A 20,317-nucleotide genomic window follows, 5' to 3' on the forward strand; every position below is an offset into this window, starting at 1 on the left:
TGAGGAGTTCCAATGTTAGAAATTGAAAAGTTAAACTATGCCTATCCCGACGGGCATCAGGCGATTCGGGATATCAATCTGAAAATCGAAGAGGGTGAGAGCATTGCCCTGGTCGGAGCCAATGGAGCGGGAAAATCCAGCTTGTTCAAACTGATTATCGGTATCTCCGAAATCAAAGAAGGATCAATAAAAGTTGAGGAACTGTCAGTCGGTAAAAAAACGCTGAAAGATATTCGCCGAAAAGTCGGGATGGTTTTTCAGAACCCGGATGATCAGTTGTTTATGACTAAGGTTTATGACGACATCGCCTTTGGCCCGCGTAATGAACTATTAACCGAGGAAGAAGTGGAAACGCGGGTGGTTAACGCCCTGGAGCAGTTGGGAATCACCCATCTTCGGGACCGGATGCCCCATCGTTTATCGGGCGGCGAAAAACGGGTTATCGCGATAGCCTCGGTACTGGCCATGAATCCCCGGGTTATTTTATTTGACGAACCGACCTCATTTCTGGATCCCCAGGCCCGACGAAATGTAATTAATACTCTGGACTCCCTGAAGATGACTAAAATTATTGCCACCCATGATCTGGATATGGCCCTTGATATCTGTGACCGGGTGATTATCTTACACCATGGCAGTGTGTTTGCCGATGGTACGGTCAAAGACATTCTATTAGATGAAAATCTTTTATCCCAATGTCATCTGGAGCTGCCGCTGTGCATGCAAAAACCCCGGGTTCGATAGATTTGCCAAAAACTGCTGGAACGACAATGGTTTATTATTGGTCCGGGGTTATCTTGTGACCATCTCAAAGCTTGATCCATTCAAGCTTTTTTTAAATTGAAGAATGATACGTCGAGGAAACAAAAAATCTTGAATTTATTTAAAGAATGGCATCGGGAAATGGTTTCTTAATTGAAATTTTAAATTTTATAAGATATAATTAATGCAATGTTTGGGAGGTCAAACGATGACAAAAAAAGATTATTCGAATATCGGCAATGATATCAAGGACATTGTTCAGGATGCCTTGAATTCAGCGGAGTTTAAAGAACTGAATAAAAACATTTCGGAGACCGTTGCCCGGGCTATGGATGAAGTTAAACGAAGCGGTCAGTATTGGCAGGAGCAACAGCGACAACAACGTGAAAACAACCAGGAAAACCGAAAGCAGGCGGCAAATATCAGGAAGACCCAGGAAAAAATGAACAGACCTCAGCCACAGGAAATGGTGGCCAGAAACAACGTTCAGAATACCCGCAGTCCCGTCAAAAAGCAGCCAAGTAACCTGATTTCAAAATCACCCCATGGTCGAATCTCCGGGATGCTGTTGAAGATTTTTGGAAATATTGGTATTGGTGTGACATTGCTGTTGCTGCTTATTTTTTCATCGGTTTTTGGTTTTTCATTTACCAGTATGCCGCTGATGGGGATCAGTGCCGGGATTCTGTTGCCGATTTTTACAATCAGTGCGCTGATGTCGGCCAAAGGGTCGAACCTGCGGGGGCGAGTGAAGCGGTTTCGTCAGTACACCAGTCGTTTGAAAGGACGGCAATTTTGTAAAATTTCCGAATTGTCAGAGCCCATTGGCCGCAGTAAGAAATATGTGGTCAAAGATCTCCGTAAAATGATTAGTTTGGGGATGTTCCCGGAAGGACGTTTTGATGAGCAGGAAGAATATCTGTTGATCAGTAATGAAGCCTATGAGAATCATCTAAGACTCGCCGAAGGAAAGAAACGCCAGGAAGAAAAAGCACGATCGGAACAGCAGGCGTCGGATCTGAAAAGGAAGCGGGAAGCCGAAAACCCTGAAATGAAAGCAGTTCATGAGGTGATTGCCGAAGGCCAAGACACAATCCGGCAAATCAACGAAGCCAATGTAGCGATCGAAGGGGAGGTTATTTCTCTGAAACTGGACCGACTGGAAAAAGTGATTACCAAGATCTTCGAATTTATTGAAGAAAACCCGGATGGATTACCGGAAATACGTAAATTTATGGGTTATTATCTGCCCACTACCTTAAAGCTGGTCTCGGTCTACCGGGATTTAGATGCCGAACCGATTCAGGGAGCCAATATTCTGGCCACCAAAAAAGAAATCGAAGATACCCTGGACACGATCAGCCACGCCTTTGAAAACCTGCTTGACAGTTTTTACGAAGACACCGCCATGGATGTCTCAACGGATATTTCAGTACTTAACACGATGTTGGCCCAGGAAGGGCTAACCAAACGAGATTTTAAAAAATAGCAACGATTGAGCAATCAGCTGATGACATTTTAGTAATCATCAAGATAAATTTATGATACGAGGAGAATAGCGATGGAAGATAATATGAACGATTATTCCCAGGCAACCCCGACCCTGACCTTTGACCCATTTGAAGAAGAAAAAACAGTGACCGCCAATGTGCATCAGGAATTGAAGGGGGAACGGGAAGTTTTTGACGAAAGTCGATTGACCCCGGAAGAACGCCGGATGGTGGATGATTTTGCAAGCAAAATCGATCTTACCAATTCCAGCCTGGTGATGCAGTTTGGGGTTGGAGCGCAAAAGAAAATTGCCGATTTTTCAGAAACGGCGTTGAATAATGTCCGTACCAAAGATATGGGCGAGGTTGGCAAAATGCTTGGCGATATGGTCATGGAACTGCGGAACTTTGACATTGAGGAAGAAGACAAAGGCTTTTTGGGCTTTTTCAAGAAAAGCAGCAACAAGCTTAGCTCGATGCAGACCCGCTATGCTACTGCCGAAACCAATGTCAACCGGATTACCGAAGCGTTGGAGAAACATCAGATGCAGCTGTTAAAAGATGTCGCCATGCTGGATAAACTCTACGATGTCAATAAAACCTATTTTAAAGAACTGTCGATGTATATTATGGCCGGCAAAAAGAAACTCCAGGAAGTTGAAACCAAAGAGTTGCCGGAACTGATCAAGCGCTCACAACTCAGTGGGCTGCCGGAAGATGCTCAGGCAGTTAATGATTTGTCGGCGATGTGCAATCGCTTTGAGAAGAAAATTCACGATCTGGAACTGACCCGGATGATCTCCATTCAGATGGCACCACAGATCCGGCTGGTTCAGCACAATGATACCCTGATGGCTGAAAAAATCCAGTCTTCGATCGTCAACACGATTCCCTTATGGAAAAGTCAGATGGTGCTGGCTCTGGGGGTGGTTCATTCCGGCCAGGCGGCCAAGGCCCAGCGGGAAGTTACCAATATGACCAATGAATTGTTAAGAAAAAATGCCGAAACCCTGAAGATGGAATCGATCGCCACCGCCAAAGAATCGGAACGGGGCATTGTTGATATTGAAACCCTGCGAATTTCCAACGAATCCCTGATTAGTACCTTTGATGAGGTGCTACGAATCCAGACCGAAGGCCGACAGAAACGAAAAGAAGTGGAAACCGAGCTTGAAAAGCTGGAAAATGACTTAAAAGTCAAGATGCTCGAAATCAGACGATAAGCAAAAAAAACAATCAGTGCGAATGCTGGTTGTTTTTTTAATAGTAATATATTGAAATGAATGGATCTCCAGTTATGCAGGATTTTCTCAGAACCGCAAGTTATTTTAAAAATGTGGCAAAATGATGATCAGGTATGAAATTTTTGAGGGGCTTTTTTAATCTACGGCATAAGAATAATGAATGTTGTATAATCGTCCAATACTAAGAAAATTAATTAGCCAAAATGCCATTGAAAACTATTGCGGATTGGGTATAATTATAATCAATAGTATTTTGCGAAGCGCATAAAAACGGAGACAGCATCCTTTGGCATCGGTTTAGGCAGTTAATTTCCCGAAATGTGGTGAAATGATTAAGGTCTAAAAAGTTGGCAAAGTGGGAAACAGGCAAGGTATTAATCAATAGTAGGAGGAAAGCGATGGCAACTTTTTATACCAATGATCATGTCGAATTGTACTATGAGGTAAAGGGTGCAGGAAAACCTTTGCTGATGATTCCCGGATGGACCTGTACAACTCAGTTTTTCAAAAAGAACAGCGATGCACTGGCTGAGCATTTCCAGGTTATTTTGATGGATTTTCGTGGGCATGGTGAGTCGGAAAAGGTCTTACACAGTCATCGGATTTCCCGTTATGCGATGGATGTGAAAGAACTGCTGGATCAGCTGGATGTTCAGGATGTCACTGTACTGGGATGGTCCATGGGGGTTGCCGTACTGTGGAGTTATCTGGAATTATTTGGAAATCATCGGGTTGGCAAACTGGTCTGTGTTGATCAGGCGCCGCTGCAATATACCGGCCCGGATTGGGTCTGGGGACAGAATGGCTGCTATGATGTGGAAATGTTCATCCGGACCTGCTGTGCGATTGAATATGCCCCAAGAGAAAGTGCCGAAGGCCTGGCCTTTGGCTGTTTGTATCATGAACCAACAGCGGCAGAAGTAAAATTTATTGCCGATGAAATATCAAAATGTCCACCGAAGGTGCGCATCGAAATAATGCGGGATCACACCAATTTGGACTGGCGCGACTTGCTGCCGTTGATTAAACTTCCCACCCTAGTATGCGTGGCCCGGCACAGTGCTGTCTTTGACTGGCAGGGTAGTGCCTATGTTGCTGAGCAGATTCCCGAGGCAAAACTGGAGTTTTTTGAAGATTCCGGTCACATGCTGTTCTGGGAAGAAGCGGATAAATTTAATCAGGTCGTTGCTGACTTTATCAAAGCCTGAAACGATTAGCTGCAATAGCATGGGTTATCCAGTTACCCATGCTATTATTTTTGAGACCCAAGAAATCTAATTTAAAGGAGAGCACAAAATGAAAATAGTGATTGCTCCGGACTCTTATAAAGGGTCCTTATCTGCCACTGAGGTTTGTGACATCGTCGAAGGTGCGATTCTTAAAATTATGCCCACCGCCGAGATCGTTAAAATACCCATTTCAGATGGCGGGGAAGGTCTTGTCGAGGTGCTGGTCAGGCACCAAGCTGGCGAGCTAATAAAAATCAAAACGCGAGACCCCTTATCCAGGGAAATAACTGCTGCCTATGGTATTCTCGATGGGGAAGTGGCGGTCATTGAAATGTCAGCGGCTTCGGGCCTGCCGTTGCTTACCGTTGGTGAGCGCAATCCCCTGAAAACAAGTACCTACGGTACCGGAGAAATGATTGTTGATGCAATTAAACGGGGTTGCCGAAAGCTTATTCTGGGTTTGGGCGGTAGCGCCACCAACGATGGCGGAATGGGGGTTGCCAGTGCTCTGGGGGTCCGTTTTTACGATCAAAACATGGAATTACTGGCGCCCTGCGGTGAAAACTTAAACCGCGTGACAACTGTCGATACCAGCCAGGTAGAGCCCTTATTAGCGGGCATCGAGATAATCATTGCCTGTGACGTTGAAAATATCCTCTGCGGGGAGCTGGGGGCGGCGGCGGTCTATGGTCCGCAAAAAGGTGCCAACAGTGAAATGATAGTGACGTTGGATCAGGGACTTCAGGTTTTTGGACGGCTGTTGGAGAAAAAAACAGCCATGAATCTGGTGGAATTAAAGGGAATCGGTGCCGCTGGCGGGATGGCATTGCCATTAGTGGCTCTATTTAAGGCCCAGCTGAAATCTGGGCTGGATATTGTTCTGGACGAAATTGATTTTGATTCGGTAATCAGCAGGGCGGATATGATTATTACCGGCGAAGGAAAAACCGATGCCCAGAGTGCGATGGGCAAGGTCATTTCCGGGGTTGGAAAGCGGGGGAAAAAGCAGAACATTCCAGTGGTGGTGATCTCAGGGGCGCTGGACGACGGTTATGAAGCTATTTATAATTGTGGCGTAGTCGCTGCCTTTGCCATTTTCAGCAATGATCGGGGTCTGGAATGGCATATGAAAAATGCCCCCCAATTACTGGAAAAAATAATTGCTAATCTCTTTCGTTTTCTGGCAATTATATGTATGATCCCCCAAAATATGAGGTAGAACAACAAGGAGTGGATAGATGCTGGATAAGAAAATTGCTCAAAAAATTGCCGATGAGGTGATGAACACCCTCGGCTATAACATCAATGTCATGAATAAAAACGCAATTATTATTGGAAGCGGTTCACCGGAGCGACTCGGCACCTTCCATGAAACAGCGATGTGTGCGATCCGAAATTGCATTACCTGTGAGGTAACTGAAGTGGAATCAAAAAAGCTTCGGGGTGTGAAGCCGGGGATTAATATGCCGATTGTCGATAAAGCCGGGGCAGTGATTGGGGTCGTGGGAATAACCGGCGATCCGGATGAGGTCCGAAACATTGGCAAACTGGTAAAAATGTCGGCTGAACTGATCATCGAACAGCAGGAGACCATGAACCGTTTCTATTCTCACCGTAACGATAAGGAGATCTTTTTGAATAGTTTGATCAGTGATCAGCGGACCATCAGCGAAGAAGAAATTGTCGATTGGGGTGAGCGCATCGGCTATAACATGGAAAGTCATCGGGTGGCGATCATTTTGAATTTTGGAACGGATCATCAAATACCTGAAAAAGGAAATCTTGAAAAAATTCTCAATCAGATCAAGCTATCGGATAGTCATTTGAAAGATGATATTTCATCGGTGATGTCTGGTGGTTTTATTTTAGTTTTTAAAACCCTTAAGAAAACTGAACCCTGGGAAATCGAAAAGTCCATCAATACCTATCTGGAAGCGGTGATCAGTAGCGAGGACGCCAAAAATATGCAGTGCTTTGTGGGCAGCTATTATCTGGGTATCAAGGGCTATGTAAAATCCTATGGCGATGCCTATGGCATGTACCGCAGTGGTGTTTACAAAAAAGACCAATATGTATATTTTTCCCATCACCATTATTTCTGGCGGCTTTTCAATCAACTGGACAAGGAAACCTACGCTTTGGCGGTAGAACCCTATATTCGCAAAATTCAGGCTTATTTTGGCAAGGGAACGGATGAAGCGATGATAACCATGCGCAAAATATTCGATTATCATTTTCACTTTGAACAGGTGGCCAGTGATCTGTTTGTTCACAAGAATACGGTTATTTTCAGAAAAAAGAAAATGGAGGAATGCCTGGGTTTTCAGCTCAAGTGCAGTGGTAATGACAATCTGCTATTTATGATTATCCTCAATCATTATGAAAAATTAAAAAAAATTAAAGATCAGCCAATCAGGTAAAATTTGTCAGATATTATGGAATTGTAACTAAAAATATGATATTATAGTGACAAATAATATTTGAAAGAGGAATAAAATTGGACGACGTACCATTATCTGAGACAAAAACGAAAAAAACAACTCATCTTATCAAGTCAGTCACTTGGATGACTGATGGATCTATTTACTGGGAGGAATCTTAGTCAATGGACAGTAGTATTATAGGTTTTATGGCAGTTCTGGTCGTGATGTTGCTGATGTCAGCTTATTTTTCGGCGACGGAAACGGCATTCACCTCCCTTAATCGTATTCGCATTAAAAATCTGGCTAAAGACGGAAATAAGCGAGCGGCCCAGGTATTGGCCCTTTCTGAGCGATACGATGTGTTATTATCGACGATTCTGATCGGCAATAATATTGTCAACATTGCTTCGGCTTCAATAGCCACCGTGGTTTTTGTTCAATATTTCGGCAATGCCGGGGTGACCATTTCCACAGCCGTGATGACGGTATTGGTGCTTATTTTTGGCGAAATTTCGCCTAAGAGTCTGGCCAAGGATTCACCGGAAAGCTTTGCCATGTTTGCTGCTCCGTTTATCCGGCTGCTGATTTTTATTTTAACACCGGTCAATTTTTTCTTTCAGCAATGGAAGAAAATGCTGTCGAAACTGTTTAAGGTCAGTAGTGAAAGAAGTATGACTGAAGAAGAGCTGTTGACGATTGTCGAAGAAGCCGAAAATGATGGTGGTATCGATCTTCAGGATGGGGAACTGATTCGGAGTGCCATCGAGTTCAATGACCTGGATGTCGATGATATCCTGACTCACCGGGTCGATGTGGTAGCCATTGATGTGGATAATCCCAAAGAAGACATTGCTAAAATATTTTTTGATACCGGCTTTTCCCGATTGCCGGTATATCAGGGCACCATTGATCAGATCATCGGTTTTATCAGCTATAAGGACTTTACTCACTATGTGAACAATGGCAATAGCAGTCTGGAGGAAATCATCAATCCCGTGGTATTTATTACCCCGAACATGAAGATATCCAAGCTGTTAACCCTGCTCCAGCAGAAAAAATGCCATATTGCCGTGGTTTCCGACGAATACGGCGGAACGGCCGGAATTGTTACCCTGGAAGATGTCATTGAAGAACTGGTGGGCGAAATCTGGGACGAACACGATGAGGTCATTGACGAAATTGTAAAGATTTCTGAAAATAAATATCGCATCTTAGGAAAAGCAAACCTGGGAAAAATGTTTGATCTTTTCGACATGGACGATGATTTTGATGTGATTACCGTGGGCGGCTGGATTGTTGAATTTTTGGATCGGGTTCCCGATGTGGGCGAGTCCTTTGAGTTTGAGAATCTGACCATTACGATCACCCAGGCGGATGAACGTCATGTTATCGAGATAAATGTTGTTAAAAATGAAATAGTTTGTCCGGAAAATTAAGGATTTATAAAGGTTGAAGGAGTAGGCTTTAATTGTAATAAACCTTAAGGAGGTAGAAATGAAATTAAGTGCAAGAAACCAGCTAAAAGGCAAGATCGTCAGTATTGAAGAAGGTGCGGTCAATGCAATCGTCAAGGTTGATATTGGTAATGGCAACATTATTACATCTTCTATATCAATGGGTTCCGTCAAAGACCTGGGTTTAGCAGTCGGTGGCGATGCTACCGCAGTAATTAAAGCTACTTCTGTAATGATTATGGTTGACTAAAACAAAAAATAATAAAAAGCTCCTGAAGCGTTGTCTTCAGGAGCTTTTTCTATTTAGGCCATTATTTCATCAACAGTACGATTAAAGACCGCCACATAGTTGTCGCGCTGATCGAGACTGAGTTCCCGGTTTTTCAGTAAATAAAGATAATCTTCAAAGGATTGAACCAGCAGTTGGTTGATCAGGCGGTATTTTTCCAGAATCACCGGGTCCTTTTTAAAGCTCAGCGCCCAGGTATCCTTCATATACGAAAAGATATGATTGGTCATGTCCCGCATCATCCCCGCCAGCATGGCCACCCGGGGGTTGAGATAATCGGTGTCCGCCTCATAGGTGGAGTGCGCCGAAATATTCAGCCGCCCCTGCTCCTGCAAAGCTTTGTAGGAAGAGCTGCCCTGAAGAATAATCATGTGATGATAGAGCACATTGACGCTGATCTCCAGTTTATCCAGCAGCTTGTTGCGCATTAAAAAGTCGTAATTGACTTTCAGATCTTCCAGAGTCGAATCGGGTTCGAACATAATAAAGCCGACGCTGGGTTCGATCCCGTATTGCCGCAGGATGCGCAGAGCGTTCTCATTATCTTCAACCGTGGTCAGCTTATTCAGACGTTTCAGGGCTTCATCCCGGCCGCTTTCCAGACCGATCAGGATGTGTTTAAGACCGGCGTCAGTCAGGGCTTTGATGGTTTCGGCTTCGATATCGTTGGCCCGGGCCTCGATACCAAAGTGGATCTGGCGTTCTTTTAACAGACTGGCCAGTTTCAGGACCCGCTCTTTGCCGGCGCGTCCGGGGCCGTAGAAGTTGGGATCCATAAAATAGAAGTAGCGGATATCGGTTTGCTGCATTACCGCATCAATTTCGTCGATGATGTTCTCCGGACTGCGGCCCCGCCATTTCCGTTTGGTGTCGCCATAGTAGGGATTGATATAGCAGAAGGTACAGCCGCCGTAGCAACCCCGACTGCCGGAAATATTGACCTCACCAAAAGAATAGGAGCCGGCACTGCGCAGGGGAAAGGGCAAGCTATCGACATCGATAACCACCTCGCCGCGGGTGGCGACGATGCCGGTATCGGTGCGCGCGGCGATTCCCGCCTGGGGGACGGTGGGGAAATTTTCAGCCAGCTTTAAAAAAGTCAGTTCAGCCTCACCCAATAGGGCGCCATCAATGGCCGGGCAGCGGTTTAAAATTTCTTCATAGGCAAAGGTGGGGTAAAAACCATAGACGCAGACATAGGCAATCCCGTAGGTTTGTTTGACGTGTTCGATAAACTGATAAAGGGTTTTATTGTCCTCCCAGTGATAAACCAGGTGAATTCCTAAAATCGTCGGCTCCAGCACTGCAATCTGTTCTTCAATGGCCGGATAATCCAGCTGTTCCAGATAACCGTCGACAATCGTCACATCGATGTTGTTGGCCGCCAGCATGCCACCGATATAGCCGGTGTTCAGACAGGCTGAAAGGGGGGCATTGGCAATATCGTTGCAGCGGTCGTCGCCGTAGGAGCGGGGATGTTCTAATAGGATGACGTTCATGAGGTGACCTCCTGCCACATAAAGATATTTTTTTTGGTATGATAGATTTCCAGCTCATAACGGAACCGGTCAAAGGGCGCCGGGTTGTAATAGGTCGGGTAGAGCAGATCGGTTTCTGGGGTGATCACGCCATGTTCCAGCGCCTGTTGTTCGACCTTGGTGCCTGGTAAAATCCGGATATTATTGAGAACGATGGTGCCCAGGGTTTTGGAAGCGTGATGGATCGCGTAGATCGCGTCGATCAGGTCTTTGGCTTCTTGCTGGGTTGCGGCGGTATCCCCGGGGGTATTGACGAGGAAGTGATAAACGGTAACGACGCCGCTGTTGGCCAGAACCTGGGCGGTGTCGAGGATATCCTGGACCCGCATATGTTTATCCATGGCATCCAGGGCGGTCTGGCTGAGGCCGTCGGGGGACAGCGAAAAACATTCGCAGCCGGAGCGGGTATAGAGAGCGACATTCTCCTCGGTTAACAGGTTTTCCCGGAAAAAGCCGCTCCAGTTTATTTTCAGACCGCGCCGGATAATTTCGGTACAGATCGCATCGAGATGATCGACGGGAATATTGACCACTGAATCGGTAAAATGGATCCGGGTGACACCGTAGCTGTCGTAGAGAAACTGAATTTCGTCGACCACCGCTTCCGGGGTGCGGCAGCGCATTTTTGTCCCCTGCAGCAGCGGATAGGAACAGTAGCCGCAGCTAAAACAGCAGCCCCGTTTGGTTTCCACGCCGATACTTTCTACATATTTATTGACCGTCAGGTAGGGGCGGGGATCGAGCAGATCGCGGTTGGGCATCACATAACCCCGCATATCATAATCGCCGACTGGCGGAACGATTGTGACTTTGCCCGGCTCCCGAAAACAGAGCCCTGGCAGATGGGGCGGGTTGTCCAGATTTTCCAGCAGCGGCACAATGATTTTTTCAGCCTCGCCGGTTACGCCGTAATCAATTTCCGGGTATTCGTTCATCAGCCGTTCGGGGAATAGCGAAAAACCGGTTCCGCCGGCTAAGATTTTGGTGTTTGGCGCGTAGCGTTTGATAAAAGCCAGGGTAACGGCAAAGCCGGGAATCAGCGATGAGGTTTTATTGCCCAGGGGATCGATATTTCGTAACGACAGGCAGACCACGTCCGGTTGATGCGCATCCAGCTGCTGCCGTAGATCCCCATAGGGATCGAGGGCCATGTTCATGTCAAAAAGCTGCAGCTGATGATTGGTTTGGCGCTCGACCTGGGATGCCAGGACGACGATCCCAATGGGATAAACCCGCTCGATGTCGATACCCTCCATTGAGAGGGCTTGAATGAAAAGTATTTTCATGGTTTCTCCTTGATTTGATTAGCAGTTAATCGGTATCTTATTTTAAACAGAGGCGCTCCAGGACCGACTGGGATCGGGCGGCAAAGATCAGGGCGGTGTCGGTGGCCAGGGTCATCAGCGGCGAGGTGACCAAATCATGTTTTTCCAGTTCGGCAATTACCCAGGCTCCGGAAAAAACCTTGCCGTTATAGGTGTTTAAAAACATATTGATATCGCTCAGATGGGCTTTGACCGGGTCATGTTCATTAAAAAAATCATGGATCAGGATGATGCCGTCGTCGCTTAAATGGCTGGCGGCGATTTTTAAAACTAGTTCATTTTCGGCTTCGGCGTAGGCGTGGACAATATTTGAAAGGATGATCAGCTGATATTTTTTAGTAAGTCCCCATTCCGGCTCCAGAATATTGGCGGGATGGTAGCAAACTCGATCGGCAAAAGCGGTGGCAGCGACAAGCTTTTGGGTCTGGGGCAGCATCTGCTCAATATCTAAGAGGGTCGCATCGGTGTCCGGAAAGGCTTCTAAAAAAGCCAGGGCCATAGCCCCGGAGCCGGTGCCCACATCGAGAATAGCGCCGCTGAGTGCGGTAAAAAAGGTGATGCAGTCCCGGGCTTTAAGTTTGGCGACATTGTCCATGGCCCTTATATATTTGGCCCGGCGGTGGTCAAGCTCAGTTTCGCTGATATCATCCGGCAGAAAGTTGACCCGCCCGCCGGCAGTCAGCGACGCTTTCAGGGTACTCCAGTCATCGCTAAGATTTTTTCGCCACAGCAGCGAGTCGCCCTGGTAAAGGGGACTCGCTTTCAGTAAATATTCTTTGGTAATCAATTGGTTATAGTAAATATTTTGGTGTTGTCCCAGCAAGCCCAGGCTGTTAAGCAGCGCCAGGTAACGTTCCAGCGCACTTTCATTGGCGTTTAGTTTGGGGGCGAGTTCAGCGAGACTGGCGCCCCGGATTCCGAAATCGTCGATGGTCTGAAAAAGATCCATTTCCAGGGCCGTGAACAGGGCGTCGGAAACCCAGTATGCAGTAGCCAGGTCTTCCAGATACTGGCCGCCGTTGGTACGGGGATCATACCCCTTCATGACCATTGGTTACTCCTGCATCGGCAAAGGTTAAGACGTCACAGATGACCCGGGCTGAGGATTCGACCAGGTGCATTGCCACCGCCGCGCCGGTGCCTTCCCCCAAGCGGAAATTGAGGTTAAGCAGCGGCCGTAATCCGAGGGCCTGCCACATCAGTTGATGACCGGGTTCTTCACTCTGATGGGAGGGAATCATGTAATCCAGGGATTGGGGGCAGAGGGCCTTGGCAATCAGCGCGCCGGCAGTGGAAATAAAGCCGTCCACCAGCACCGGGACCTGATGATAGGCGGCCCCCAGGATCACGCCGGCAATCCCGGCAATCTCATAGCCGCCCACTTTTGATAACACATCAAGGGGATCACTTTTATCCGGTTGATGGCGGTTAATCGATTCGCGGATCACTTTGATCTTGTTGATCAGAGCGGCGTTATCAATGCCGGTGCCGCGGCCGGTTACCGATGAAACCGGATACTCCGCCATGACGGCTAAAATAGCGGCGCTGGGGGTGGTGTTGCCGATCCCCATATCGCCGGTGGCCAGCAGGTTGATCCCCTGTTCTTCAATGACCTTGGAAGCCACATTGATGCCGGCTTCGAGAGCGGCAATGGCCTGTTCCCGGGTCATTGCCGGTTCGCGGTAAAAGTTTTTGGTGCCATGGGCGATCTTGCAGTCGATGATGGCACCTTGTGAAACCAGTTCGGGCATATCCACCGCGACGCCCATATCGACGACGATCACTTCGGCGCCGGCGGCCTTGGCCAGAATATTAATGCCAGCTCCGCCTTTGACAAAGTTTTCCACCATCTGCGGGGTCACTTCCTGGGGGAATGCGGAAACGCCTTCGGCCACCACGCCGTGATCCCCGGCCATGGTGATGACCATTTTTTTATCGACATTGGGGCGGATGGTGCGCTGAATCCCGGCCAGTTGTTCAGCGACAACCAGCAGCTGACCAAGGCTCCAAGGCGGAATCGCCAATTTTTCAATATGATCCCGGGCCGCCTGACGCCACTGAGGATCAGCCGGTTCGGTAGTATCGATGACGTGTTTTAAGGTATATTTGGTTTCGATCATGGTATTTATCCCTTCTATTGATATTAAATGAAACGGAAGATTGATCCGTTATCATTATCCGGGGTGCGGGTGGGTAAGTCGCCCGCACCCCGGATGATTTATCATTTAAGCCAGTCCGAAAAACTCCGCGGCCACATCGGCCGGACATTTGCTGTCGGCACAGACGGCACAGCCATGGGAGGGCTTTTGGGTCGCCAAAGCGGCGATCAGATTGGCCTGATTGATGGCGTTTTTGACCTGTTCCTCCTGGTTCCGGGAAACCCGGGCCCGGGACATTGCCAGATCACGGTTCCAGGCCGCGCCGCCACGTTTTAAAACATTGGCGGCATTGGCGGCGATCCGGGTGGTTTCGACACCGATGCGGACATCTTCTTCATTGGGCAGACCGAGATGTTCGGCGGGGGTCAGATAACAAAGGAAGTCAGCCCCGTGCATGCCGGCAAAGGCACCGCCGATGGCACCGGAAATATTATCATAACCGGGAGCCACATCGGTGGCCAGGAAGCCCAGAATATAGTAGGGCACGTCAAAACAAAGCCGTTTTTGCAGCAGCATCGCTGACGGAATATGGTTTAGCGGCACATGGCCGGGACCTTCCACCATCACCTGAACGCCAGCGGCCAGGGCTCGTTTGGTCAGCTCACCAGCGACCATTAAGCCGCGCAGGTGGGCCTGATCAAGAGAATCGGCATTGGCCCCGGGGCGGATGGCATCGCCGATACTTAACACCGTATCGGTGGCTTTAAGAATCTCCAGCAGCCGGTCAAATTCAGCGTAAAGCGGGTTTTCTTTGTCATTATGGAACATCCAGCCGGTCAGCAGCGAGCCGCCGCGACTGACCACGTCGGCCACCCGGCCGCTTTTCTTTAAAATATTGAGCACATCCATATTCAACGCCGAGTGCACGGCCATAAAATCCATACCGGCCTGGCATTGTTTTTCGACCACGTCAAACAGGTCATCAGAAGTCATATTGACCATCAGGCCGCGTTTTTCGGTGGCTTCTTTGGCCGCCTGGTAAACCGGCACGCAGCCAGCCGCGATATTAGAATTGGTTAAACTCAGGGTCCGCATCGTATCAATATCTTCACCCATGCTTAAATCCATAAAGCCGTGAGCACCGGCATCTTCGATGATTTTCAGTTTTTTGACTTCCATTTCCATATCATCCCGGTCACCAGAGGTGCCCATCAGGCCATTGACTTTGACATCCAGGCCACCGCCAATACCACAGATTTTAGTCCGGTTGCGCAATTTATTTTTCGGAATGACGATCCGGCCGGCGGCTACTCCGGCGCGGATAAATTCGGGTGTGAAGCCTTCGCTGATCGCCACCATTTCCATTTCTTGGGTAATTTTACCCTGACGGGCTTTTAACATTTGGGTCATGACTAGTTCCTCGCTTCCTGGTTTTCGTCTCGTAAATACTTGCCAACAATTTTCATGGCACAGAAGTCACCGCACATGCTGCATTCGGATTCAAAGTTGGTGCTACGATCCTTCCAGACCTTCGTGGCGGTTTCGGTATCGATGGCCAGTTCCATCTGTCGGCCCCAGTTCAGTTCCCGCCGGGCATGGGACATTTCCAGATCCCAGGCAATGGCAGCCGGATGGCCTTTACCGACATCGCCGGCATGGGCAGCAATACGACTGGCCATCACCCCCAGATAGACATCATCGGCACTCGGCATGCCAATATGTTCTGCTGGGGTTACGTAGCAGAGGAAGTCAGCGCCGTAATAGGAGGCAATCGCTCCGCCGATGGCGCCGGTGACATGATCCATACCAGCCCCGGAATCGGTGGGTAGACAGCCGAAGACAAAGTAGGGCGCGCCGCCGCATAATTGTTTCTGTAATGAAACGGTGGTCTGGATCTGATCCAAGGGCACGTGACCCGGTCCTTTGACCATCACCTGAACTCCGGCCGCCCGGGCCTTTTTAACCAGGCCGCCGAGGATCACCAATTCATGAACCTGAGCGCCGTCCAGCGAATCAGCGATGCAGCCAGGGCGCATGCCGTCGGCAAAGCTCAGTACGACATCATATTTTTTACAGATTTCCAGGACCCGGTCATATTGGGTAAAGAAAGGATTTTCACAGTGGTTGTGAACCATCCAGCCGATCAGATGGGAACCCCCATAACTGACCAGGGGATCAATCCGGCCTTCTTCTTTGGCGCGGTTGATCACGTCCATGGTGGTGCCGCAGTGCAGTGCCAAAAAGCTGACCCCTTCAGCGGCATGCTTTTCCATCATCGCAAACATGTCGTCGGCGGTCATATCTAAAGCAGTGCCGTATTTTTCCTGAGCCATGGCCAGAGTCTGATAAAGCGGCAGGGTACCCACCGGCCGGTCCACTGTCGATAAAACGGTTTCGCGCATCGCGTCGATTGGGCCCCGGACACTTAAGTCCATCAGGGTATCGGCCTTGGCCTTAACGGCCTGGTCAATTTTAGCCATTTCACCGGCGATGGTGTCATCCACTTCATACATCCCGACGCTGGCTGATACCTTGGTAAACAGACCTTTGCCCACCGCTACCGGGTTGATGTTGGGCCGGGTACTCATCAAGATGACGATTTCACCAGCAGCCACCCCCTGTCGAATCAGCTCGGGATCAATCCCTTCTTTTTGTGCCACATAAATCATTTCTGCGGTGATTTCACCAGCGCGTGCTTTTTCCAGAATTGTCATCGTTTCCTCCTGAATGATTGTAGTTATTTTGTTTTCCACAAATTTTGGCAAATAAAAAAGTCCACAGCTGTTATTGTTACAATAACAGCCATGAACTTTACCTTCGTTCATTCAGGATCGATTCATAGGCAGGTCTCCTGACTCGGGGTTTTAGCGCTGCGCCACACCTTCCCATTAAAAAACAGTGGTTTTTGTGGTTTGCTCCGCCCTTACAGTGATGGGTTCGTTCAGGACTCTCACCTGATTCCCTATTCTCCTTATTACTAAGGCACCTATGCTCGCTTTTTTATTCACTTATTCTTAATTATACACACTAAAAATGAATGTGCAAGAAAAAAATAAAAAAAACTGATTTGTGCAGTTGCCATAAAAAAACGAAACAAACTATGTTATAATGAAATCAAGTGAATGAGGGAGGTGAGAGGATGAATATTGTTTTTGTCTGGTTGGTCCTGTTTATTGTGTTTCTGGTAGCGGAATTGGTGACAGCTGGTGCGTTGGTTTCGATCTGGTTTTGCGTCGGAGCCCTGGCAGCCTTAGTCGCTGCATATCTAGGTGCCGCATTTTGGGTCCAGATGACACTATTTTTCGTGGTCTCAATTGGGTTACTATTGGGGACAAAACCGTTTTTAAAGAAACACCTGGATCCCAAAACAATGGCCACCAATGCCGATCGCATTTTGCAAAACCGGGGTATTGTTGAAGAAGAAATCAATAACCTCAAAGGTCAGGGGGCGGTCAAAATAGACGGCAAATCCTGGTCGGCCCGAAATGTGGATGGCGATGTTGTCATTCCCGTTGATACTGAAGTGATTGTGGTGGGCATCGAAGGAGTCAAGGCCATGGTTAAATTGGTGGAAAAAGAATCCATTGCTGAATAAAAGGAGAAAAAAATTATGTATGGACTAATTGTTTTAGGCGTAATATTTATCATCTTCATTGTTGTGATTATTGTCAATGCCAAGATTGTGCCCCAGGCCAACGCCTATGTGGTGGAACGACTGGGTGCTTACCATTCTACCTGGGAAACCGGTTTTCACATCGCGATCCCGATTATTGATCGGATTTCCAAGCGGGTTAGTTTAAAAGAACGGGTGGCGGATTTTCCACCCCAACCGGTGATTACCAAGGACAATGTCACGATGCAGATCGATACGGTTATTTACTTACAGGTCACCGACCCTAAATTCTATATGTATGGGGTTGATAATCCCATGAAAGCAATTGAAAACCTCACCGCCACCACTCTGCGTAATATCATTGGGGATATGGAGCTGGATCAGACTCTGACTTCCCGGGACGTTATCAATACCAAAATGCGGGTGATTCTCGATGAAGCCACCGATCCCTGGGGGATTAAAATCAACCGGGTGGAGCTTAAAAATATCATGCCGCCGGAAGCGATTCAAAATGCCATGGAACGGCAGATGAAGGCTGAGCGGGAACGTCGGGAAAAAATCCTCCAGGCCGAAGGGGAAAAAGCTAGTGCCGTACTGGTGGCCGAAGGGGAAAAATCAGCGGCTATTTTACAGGCCGAAGGTCTAAAAGCTGCCGCCATTCTCAGCGCCGAAGCCGATCGTGAAGCTCAGATCAGACGAGCCGAAGGGGAAGCGGAAGCGATTATCAAAGTACAGGAAGCGGTCGCCCAAGGGGTTAAAATGCTCAATGAAGCCGATCCGATCAAGTCGGTCATTGCCCTGAAGAGCTTGTCCACCTTTGAAAAGGTCGCCGACGGCAAAGCCACTAAGATTATTATTCCCTCAGAAATTCAAGGGTTGGCCGGTCTGGCCACATCCCTCAGTGAAATCATGAAGGATCAGACGAAAGTCAGTCAATAGAGTATTTCATATATGTTTTATCAACGACCATGAATGGGCAATTGGAAAACGGCTAGCCGTTTTCTAATTGCCCTAAGTTTTTAAGAGTGAAAATTAGAAAGAAGGAATATTTTTGGGAATCTCGAATACGCAACTCATCAAACGTTTCATACCCTATTATCAAAAATACAAATGGATTCTGTTATTGGATCTGTTTTGCGCGACCCTGACGACCGTCTGTGATCTGGTTCTGCCGCTGATCGTGCGGTTTATTACCAACACCGCCATCAATGATCTGGCCAGTCTGACGGTGGAAACCATCTTAAAGCTGGGGCTGGTTTATCTGGTGCTGCGGCTGATCGACGCCGTGGCCAACTATTTTATGGCCGATGTCGGCCATGTTATGGGCGCCCGGATCGAAACCGATATGCGTCGGGATCTCTTTTCACACCTCCAGAAGCTGTCCTTTTCATTTTACAGTGACACCAAGATCGGTCAGCTGATGTCGCGGATCACCTCAGACCTTTTTGATGTCACCGAGTTTGCCCATCATTGTCCCGAGGAATTTTTCATTGCCGGCTTAAAAATCGGGATTTCATTTGCGATTCTGGGCTCGGTTAATATCTGGCTGACGCTGATTATTTTTACCGCCCTGCCAGTGATGCTGTTGACCACTACCTATTTTCGCAAGCGGATGCGCCGGGAAATGAAGCGCTCCCGGGTCAAGACTGGCGATATCAATGCCCAGGTGGAAGACAATCTGCTGGGGATCCGGGTGGTAAAATCTTTTGCCAATGAAAATATCGAAGAAATGAAGTTTGAAGTGGGGAACAGTCAATTTCTGGAAATCAAAAAGAAAACCTATCGTTATTTTGCCGGGTTTCAGACGACCACCCGGCTCTTCGACGGACTGATGTACCTGCTGGTGGTGGTCTGTGGGGGGATCTTTATGATCAACGGTGCCATTAACCCCGGGGATTATATTGCCTACCTGATGTATGTCACCACCTTACTGGCTTCAATCCGCCGGATTGTCGAATTTGCCGAACAGTTTCAGCGGGGCATGACCGGGTTTGAGCGCTTTATTGAAATTCTCGATGAACCCACCGAATACGAAAATCAGGCCAATGAGGTCGAACTGACCAACGTGGTCGGTGATATCCGCTTTGAGGATGTCAGCTTTCAATATAACGATGGCGGTGACGCGGTGCTTTCTCATATTGACGTCGAGGTCAAAGCTGGCCAGAACATTGCTATCGTCGGGCCTTCCGGCAGTGGTAAAACAACCATGTGTCATCTGATTCCGCGGTTCTACAATGTCACCTCCGGCCGAATTCTGATTGACGGTCAGGATATTCAGGGTCTGACCCTGCACACGTTGCGAACCCAGGTGGGGGTGGTTCAGCAGGATGTTTATCTTTTTTCGGGCACGGTTTATGAGAATATCAGCTACGGCCGGTCAGATGCTGACCGGGCCAGTGTGGTGCAGGCAGCGAAACACGCTGGAGCCCATGCGTTTATTGAGAAGCTCCCTCTGGGTTACGATACCTATATTGGCGAACGGGGAATCAAACTTTCCGGCGGTCAGAAACAGCGGATCAGCATTGCCCGGGTGTTTTNAAAAAACCCGCCGATCCTGATTCTCGACGAGGCCACCTCGGCCCTGGATAATGAAAGCGAACGGATTGTTCAGGAATCCTTGAAAGAGCTGACCCGAGGCCGAACCACTTTTACCATCGCCCATCGCCTGACCACCATCAAAAATGCCGACTCGATCTTAGTCCTCACCGAAGATGGGATTGTCGAAAAAGGCTCCCACGAGGAATTGCTCCGGGAAGAGGGGGTCTACTACGACCTCTACCAGATGTACCGGGAGCTGGATGAATTAAACGAAGAGTTTTAGGTGCTAGCCGGATTGGGTTGTCAACTTAGG

The 20,317-nt window shown here is 48.1% G+C and carries 17 protein-coding genes and 1 riboswitch; of the genes, 11 read left to right on the forward strand and 6 right to left on the reverse strand.

The features are described 5' to 3' along the window. Positions 1-12 precede the first annotated feature (12 nt). The 8 genes from A3KS_RS0105115 to A3KS_RS0105150 all read left to right on the forward strand — a co-directional run bounded on the left by A3KS_RS0105115 (position 13) and on the right by A3KS_RS0105150 (position 8,852). Positions 13-744: an energy-coupling factor ABC transporter ATP-binding protein gene (locus tag A3KS_RS0105115; RefSeq protein ID WP_026394003.1), complete on the forward strand. Its 732-nt coding sequence runs from the start codon at positions 13-15 to the stop codon at positions 742-744. Positions 745-970: 226 nt separating this feature from the next. After that, positions 971-2,251 (forward strand): 5-bromo-4-chloroindolyl phosphate hydrolysis family protein, encoded by a 1,281-nt coding sequence (locus A3KS_RS20135; RefSeq protein ID WP_026394004.1) that lies wholly within the window; start codon positions 971-973, stop codon positions 2,249-2,251. A gap of 72 nt (positions 2,252-2,323) precedes the next feature. Next, entirely contained in the window at positions 2,324-3,475 is a 1,152-nt protein-coding gene (locus A3KS_RS0105125) for a toxic anion resistance protein (protein ID WP_026394005.1), read from the forward strand. A gap of 419 nt (positions 3,476-3,894) precedes the next feature. Further along, positions 3,895-4,704, forward strand: a complete 810-nt coding sequence (locus A3KS_RS0105130) for an alpha/beta fold hydrolase (RefSeq protein WP_026394006.1) — start codon at positions 3,895-3,897, stop codon at positions 4,702-4,704. Positions 4,705-4,792: 88 nt separating this feature from the next. Further along, complete coding sequence (locus A3KS_RS0105135) at positions 4,793-5,944, forward strand: glycerate kinase (protein WP_026394007.1); 1,152 nt, start codon at positions 4,793-4,795, stop codon at positions 5,942-5,944. A 19-nt stretch (positions 5,945-5,963) separates the two neighbouring features. Beyond that, positions 5,964-7,145, forward strand: coding sequence for a CdaR family transcriptional regulator (locus A3KS_RS0105140; RefSeq protein ID WP_026394008.1), 1,182 nt, complete (start codon positions 5,964-5,966; stop codon positions 7,143-7,145). A 185-nt stretch (positions 7,146-7,330) separates the two neighbouring features. Then, positions 7,331-8,584, forward strand: coding sequence for an HlyC/CorC family transporter (locus A3KS_RS0105145; RefSeq protein WP_026394009.1), 1,254 nt, complete (start codon positions 7,331-7,333; stop codon positions 8,582-8,584). 58 nt (positions 8,585-8,642) lie between these two features. Next, complete coding sequence (locus tag A3KS_RS0105150) at positions 8,643-8,852, forward strand: TOBE domain-containing protein (RefSeq protein ID WP_026394010.1); 210 nt, start codon at positions 8,643-8,645, stop codon at positions 8,850-8,852. Positions 8,853-8,905: 53 nt separating this feature from the next. Here A3KS_RS0105150 and A3KS_RS0105155 read toward each other — a convergent pair whose 3' ends face one another. The 6 genes from A3KS_RS0105155 to thiC form a co-directional block, all read right to left on the reverse strand. Beyond that, complete coding sequence (locus A3KS_RS0105155) at positions 8,906-10,390, reverse strand: B12-binding domain-containing radical SAM protein (protein ID WP_026394011.1); 1,485 nt, start codon at positions 10,388-10,390, stop codon at positions 8,906-8,908. Further along, the gene (gene bzaD, locus A3KS_RS0105160; protein WP_026394012.1) at positions 10,387-11,715 is read right to left on the reverse strand and encodes a B12 lower ligand biosynthesis radical SAM protein BzaD; all 1,329 of its coding nucleotides are present in this window, start codon (positions 11,713-11,715) and stop codon (positions 10,387-10,389) included. The genes A3KS_RS0105155 and bzaD overlap by 4 nt, the downstream gene beginning before the upstream one ends. Before the next feature lie 37 nt (positions 11,716-11,752). Then, complete coding sequence (locus tag A3KS_RS20140; protein ID WP_084504898.1) at positions 11,753-12,805, reverse strand: class I SAM-dependent methyltransferase; 1,053 nt, start codon at positions 12,803-12,805, stop codon at positions 11,753-11,755. Beyond that, entirely contained in the window at positions 12,786-13,874 is a 1,089-nt protein-coding gene (gene cobT / locus A3KS_RS0105170) for a nicotinate-nucleotide--dimethylbenzimidazole phosphoribosyltransferase (RefSeq protein ID WP_026394013.1), read from the reverse strand. The genes A3KS_RS20140 and cobT overlap by 20 nt, the downstream gene beginning before the upstream one ends. 105 nt (positions 13,875-13,979) lie before the next feature. Next, positions 13,980-15,263 (reverse strand): B12 lower ligand biosynthesis ThiC-like protein BzaB, encoded by a 1,284-nt coding sequence (gene bzaB, locus A3KS_RS0105175; protein WP_026394014.1) that lies wholly within the window; start codon positions 15,261-15,263, stop codon positions 13,980-13,982. A 2-nt stretch (positions 15,264-15,265) separates the two neighbouring features. Continuing rightward, positions 15,266-16,567 carry a phosphomethylpyrimidine synthase ThiC gene (gene thiC / locus A3KS_RS0105180; protein ID WP_026394015.1) on the reverse strand — a complete coding sequence of 434 codons (1,302 nt, stop codon included), beginning with the start codon at positions 16,565-16,567 and terminating at the stop codon, positions 15,266-15,268. Positions 16,568-16,677: 110 nt separating this feature from the next. Beyond that, positions 16,678-16,857, reverse strand: a riboswitch (cobalamin riboswitch). A gap of 135 nt (positions 16,858-16,992) precedes the next feature. On the opposite strand from thiC, the gene A3KS_RS0105185 reads away from it, so the two are divergent. The 3 genes from A3KS_RS0105185 to A3KS_RS0105195 all read left to right on the forward strand — a co-directional run bounded on the left by A3KS_RS0105185 (position 16,993) and on the right by A3KS_RS0105195 (position 20,287). Beyond that, on the forward strand, positions 16,993-17,448 hold the full coding sequence (locus A3KS_RS0105185; protein WP_026394016.1) for an NfeD family protein: 456 nt from the start codon (positions 16,993-16,995) through the stop codon (positions 17,446-17,448). Between the two features lie 15 nt (positions 17,449-17,463). Further along, complete coding sequence (locus A3KS_RS0105190; protein ID WP_026394017.1) at positions 17,464-18,405, forward strand: SPFH domain-containing protein; 942 nt, start codon at positions 17,464-17,466, stop codon at positions 18,403-18,405. A 118-nt stretch (positions 18,406-18,523) separates the two neighbouring features. Beyond that, positions 18,524-20,287 (forward strand): ABC transporter ATP-binding protein, encoded by a 1,764-nt coding sequence (locus A3KS_RS0105195; RefSeq protein ID WP_026394018.1) that lies wholly within the window; start codon positions 18,524-18,526, stop codon positions 20,285-20,287. The last annotated feature ends 30 nt before the right edge of the window (positions 20,288-20,317 follow it).

The sequence above is a fragment of the Acetobacterium malicum subsp. dehalogenans DSM 11527 genome (genome assembly GCF_000472665.1).
GTDB lineage: Bacteria > Bacillota > Clostridia > Eubacteriales > Eubacteriaceae > Acetobacterium > Acetobacterium malicum.